This window comes from Anaplasma phagocytophilum (genome assembly GCF_023476575.1).
Lineage (GTDB): Bacteria > Pseudomonadota > Alphaproteobacteria > Rickettsiales > Anaplasmataceae > Anaplasma > Anaplasma phagocytophilum_A.
Map to the genome: position 1 here is coordinate 1 of NZ_JAHLEX010000092.1, position 4,666 is coordinate 4,666.

The 4,666-nt window shown below is 43.0% G+C and carries 3 protein-coding genes; all 3 read right to left on the reverse strand.

Translation table 11 applies throughout. The features are described from left to right. Positions 1 to 325 precede the first annotated feature (325 nt). Positions 326 to 2,950, reverse strand: coding sequence for a pyruvate, phosphate dikinase (gene ppdK, locus KPX09_RS04450; protein ID WP_249549176.1), 2,625 nt, complete (start codon positions 2,948 to 2,950; stop codon positions 326 to 328). Between the two features lie 303 nt (positions 2,951 to 3,253). Further along, positions 3,254 to 3,727, reverse strand: coding sequence for an RDD family protein (locus KPX09_RS04455; protein ID WP_249549177.1), 474 nt, complete (start codon positions 3,725 to 3,727; stop codon positions 3,254 to 3,256). A 3-nt stretch (positions 3,728 to 3,730) separates the two neighbouring features. Further along, complete coding sequence (locus tag KPX09_RS04460) at positions 3,731 to 4,354, reverse strand: HAD family hydrolase (RefSeq protein WP_249549178.1); 624 nt, start codon at positions 4,352 to 4,354, stop codon at positions 3,731 to 3,733. Positions 4,355 to 4,666 lie beyond the last annotated feature (312 nt).

The following is a 4,666-nucleotide window of genomic DNA, read 5'->3' on the forward strand; positions in this document are numbered from 1 at the left end:
TATACATAACCCGAATCATTAAAAATGAGCCGAATATCCTGATGCGTAATGTATAACAAACCAACAGTATCCTTTAGGGCTCTGCCAGAAAGTTGGTCAAATCCCAGACAAACACGCACACATCTCACCTAGGCTGTAATATTTAGCATCCCCTCACAGAGGTCACGACAGTACTTATGCGCAGCAGAACAGCTCAAAGCGATATTCCAAGTATACGTAGCTTCCAGTACACCTATATAAACTACCTAACCCACCAAACCACCTGGGAATATCACAGTACCTGGACGTGAGCGTGATCAACTAACACGACACTACAAAACGTAAGTTATAGCATCTTGTTCCTTATGGCACACTGTGCTGCTATAAGTTTTGCTACAGGCACTTTATATGGTGAACAAGAAACATAATCTATATCCAATTCAGAGCACAACTGTATTGCCGCTAAAGTGCCACCATGCTCGCCGCATAGCCCGGTTTTGACTTTGGCTGGCGATTTATGTATTAGCTCCATAGCAATCTTAATCAACCTTCCAACGCCACATACATCCAGGAGCTCAAAGGGATCAGAAGCAAAAACACCGGAACTTATATAGTGCTCAACGAACTTAGATGAATCATCTCGCGAGATCCCAAGGGTAGTTTGCGTTAGGTCATTCGTGCCGAAACTAAAAAACTGCACGTGTTTAGACAACTTGTCAGCCAATAACGCTGCCCTAGGTAGCTCAATCATGGCGCCAATACTATACTGAGCATTATCAAACTGCGCCGAAATGCATTTCACTAAGTCACTGATAATAACTATCTCCTGTTCGTCCATCACGAACGGAATCATGATTTCCGGAACAACAGTAATGCCATCGGAGGCACGAAGCTCTTTTACCGCTTGGAATATTGCACGGATCTGCATTTCATATATCTCGGGATAAGAGACAGCAAGCCTACAACCCCTATGACCAAGCATAGGATTTTTTTCAGAAAGTGCAGAAACCCTGTGCTTTATGTATTCCAAAGAACGCCCCATCCCTAATGCTATACTCTCCAAAGCCTCCATAGAGGTAGGTAGAAACTCGTGCAACGGTGGATCAAGTAGCCTAATGGTAATCTGCTTTTTATTCTGCATAAGCTTGAACATAGCCAGGAAGTCGTCTTTCTGCACGACTTCAATCTTCTTAAGGGCCCTGTCCCGTTCTTGTTTATTGCTCGCAAGAATCATTTCACGCACTATCGTGATTCTGTTATCAGAGAAGAACATGTGCTCAGTTCTACATAGCCCAATACCATCAGCACCAAAAAGATTAGCAGTGCTCATATCCTCTATAGTATCAGCATTCGCCATAACCCCCACTGTTCTGATTTCATCTATCCAGCTCATGAGTTCATAAAACGCTTCCGGGAGAGAAGGAGTTACAGTCTGCACCGCCCCCAGCATTACCTCACCAGTACTACCATTTATGGTTATGCTATCCGAGCGACCGATTTTTACATTATCCTCATTGAAAAAAAACTGCCCACTCTCGTCTATACACAAACTATTAGCCCCACATATGCACGGCTTACCCATGCCACGTGCAACAACAGCAGCATGGGAAGTCATGCCTCCGCGCAGAGTCAAAACTCCAGCAGCGGAAATCATACCACGAATATCTTCAGGGCTTGTCTCCTGACGGACCAGTATTACACTCTTACCCTGACGCTTAAGCTCCTCCGCATCACTCGACGTAAAAGCTACGTAGCCTGACGCCGCACCAGGAGATGCTGGCAGCCCTCTACCCACCACTACATTACTACAGTTTTCTTCTAGTATTGGATGAAAAAGCCCCCCAAGAGTGCCAGTGTCAATACGCAGTATGGCCTCTTCCTTGGAAATGAGAGACTCTTTAACCATACTAACAGCCAAGTTCACGGCCGCATGAGCGCTGCGTTTACCGCGTCTAGTCTGCAAAATCCACAGTTTACCATCCTGGACAGTAAACTCTATGTCCTGCATGTCTTTGTTATGTTTCTCGAGCTTTTCACACACTTCCACAAGTTCTCCGTATACCTGCGGCATGGAACTTTCCATGAGCTTAATAGGAGACGGATCCTTCTGTCCGGAAACTATATCTTCACCTTGGGCATTGCATAGGAATTCGCCAAATATTTTCTTTTCTCCTGTAGAAGGATTACGAGTGAATACCACGCCGGTGGCCGAATTTTGGTTTATATTTCCGAATACCATTGCCTGAACATTCACAGCAGTTCCTACCTCTGAGGGTATGCCATACATGTTTCTATACGCTACAGCACGCTGGTTCATCCATGATTTGAACACCGCACCTATTGCATTACGGAGCTGTACCTGAACGTTTTGTGGGAATTCCTGTCCTGCATGAGCACGTATTAACTGCTTGAACTCTTCAACTAACTCTCGCAAAGCTTCTTGATTTGCTATAGATTCCCCTGTCGACAGAGACAATTCTTTCTGTTTTTCTCTGTAACGTTCCTCAAAAATCCTATCTTCCAATTGCAAAACAGAAGCAGCATACATCTGTATAAGCCGTCTATAGCTGTCGTAGGCAAACCTACCTCCGCGCATAGACCCCAACTTCACCACTACTTCGTCGTTTAGACCAACATTGAGTACGGTATCTAGCATCCCGGGCATAGATCGAACACTCCCCGAGCGCACCGACACTAACAACGGACGGTCCGGATTACCAAATTCCAGATCTACCTCTTGTCCCAGGAGACTCAACGCTTCAGGGAGTTGTTGCACTACATTTTCGGGAACATTGCCACTTTCCTGATATAGATTGCACACTGATGTGGCGATGGTAAACCCAGGGGGGACATTGACCCCAATTCTGCACATTTCCGCAAGGCCTGCTCCTTTCCCACCCAACAAGTGCGCCAAATGTGCTCCACCATCACACCTACTTCTTCCGAAGTGGTAAATCAGCCTATCATCCATATATTTTTTACCAGACTTTCAAAGATGAGACAGAGAAATATACAGTGATACTCCCGTATGGACAGTATAAAGCCTAATACCTGGTAGCGCAACTATACAGAGGTTTTGATATACAGAATTATGAGAATAGGTAGAAGTGTGTGATATGTTATTAGCGCCTAAAAAGTGGATGAATGCTGGTATAATTGCCAGCCATAGTTGCGTCAGATCTACGTGTGTTTACTCCGAAACTGGGCAATTATTTGAAAGCAGTTACATGCACTGCTTTCTTTATGCTGTGATCGTGCTTTGGTAATCAAAAAATTAAGTTTGTTTTACAATAACAATGGTGCCACATAGTAGGTCATGCAAAGCCTGTTTTTGTGAAGAAAAAACCGCTGATACATACCAATATGCCCAAAGCAGCACTACACTTGAGTGTAGTAGTAGTACAGTGGCGACAACCATGCCTCCTGGGTCAGCAATGCTGATAATTTGTAGCAATAGCATAGCAATTGCTGGACACAGAAACTGCAGAGCTATTCTGTCAAAGGCTACTAGAGCGTTTATGGGCTTACCGCAACGCAGTACTGGACAAATATTCATGATTTTCTGTCCAAGGGATGGGATAGAATATGCGTAATAACAACAGGAAACAACAAACAACGAAAGGAAAGACGCAAGATCATTGCCGTGTGTAACAAACGTTATTGGAATGGTCCCCACCGATATTATTATAATGTCTATGAGACTAGCTATGAGTCTCCTTAAAGGGTTTGCGAGCACTAAAGATTCCATGGCTTAACACAACAAATTTGCCATAAAGTTACCAAGGTCTTTAAAGTTAGGAAAGGATAATACTCCTTCCATTGAGGTGTTATCGTATGCTATTGGAATACATCTAGCTCTTTTTGCGCTTTCAATGTCGGAATCACTATCTCCCACAAAAAATACACGCTCACTAGGTGCAATGCCCATAATTTCTAGTGCAGCGAATATTGGCTCTGGTGACGGTTTACTTTCAGCTGTATCTCCTGATCCCAATATTACTGAGAAATATTTTCTTAATCCTAAGTTTTGGACTTCATTGCGCAAATGAGGTCCGCGCTTGTTGCTTACAATACCCATATTGATTTTGTGATGGGACAGAAATTCTAAAAGCTCTAGTACATTTTCATTTGGTGACATAGAGCGCGCATTTATATTCATACCCGCAATTTTCTCGTACATATTCACTGCTTCTTTCCAGCGATCTCCTAGAGCGAATGAAAGATAGAGCTCAACTTTGTTGTTTGGAATATCAGAGAGATCTATGTGTGGAAGGTTCATAGATGTAAGTACTCTAGATAATATGGCAAAATCTAGTTTGTCGGTTTTCACTATGGTATTACACCAATCAAACATCACTGCTACAGGAGGCTGCATATCTCTACCTCATTATTTTTTCCACGATGAGCGTAGCATTCAACAGTGCGCAGGTTAATATTTAGTTAATGACACAAAGTACATAGCTTTATATTGCTACGCATGGGAGTAGTGGGAAAATTTCCTACTACTTAAATATATTAGAACATCGGTAAAAAGCGCCATAGTGGCTTTCATACAATGAGAACAGTTTAAATTATAATGTATATGGTGTTAGGGGGAAGATTATACTCCTGCAATACTTGTATGCTTATCATAGCGAGAGTTACGAATTTTGTTGGTATACACAGGCTTATAGATATGCTCCTCCGG

What these genes read in the sequence shown, in the direction of transcription:
- ppdK (WP_249549176.1), bottom strand. Translation starts at nt 2,950, where the DNA reads ATGGATGATAGGCTGATTTACCACTTCGGAAGAAGTAGGTGTGATGGT.
- KPX09_RS04460 (WP_249549178.1), bottom strand. Translation starts at nt 4,354, where the DNA reads ATGCAGCCTCCTGTAGCAGTGATGTTTGATTGGTGTAATACCATAGTG.
- KPX09_RS04455 (WP_249549177.1), bottom strand. Translation starts at nt 3,727, where the DNA reads ATGGAATCTTTAGTGCTCGCAAACCCTTTAAGGAGACTCATAGCTAGT.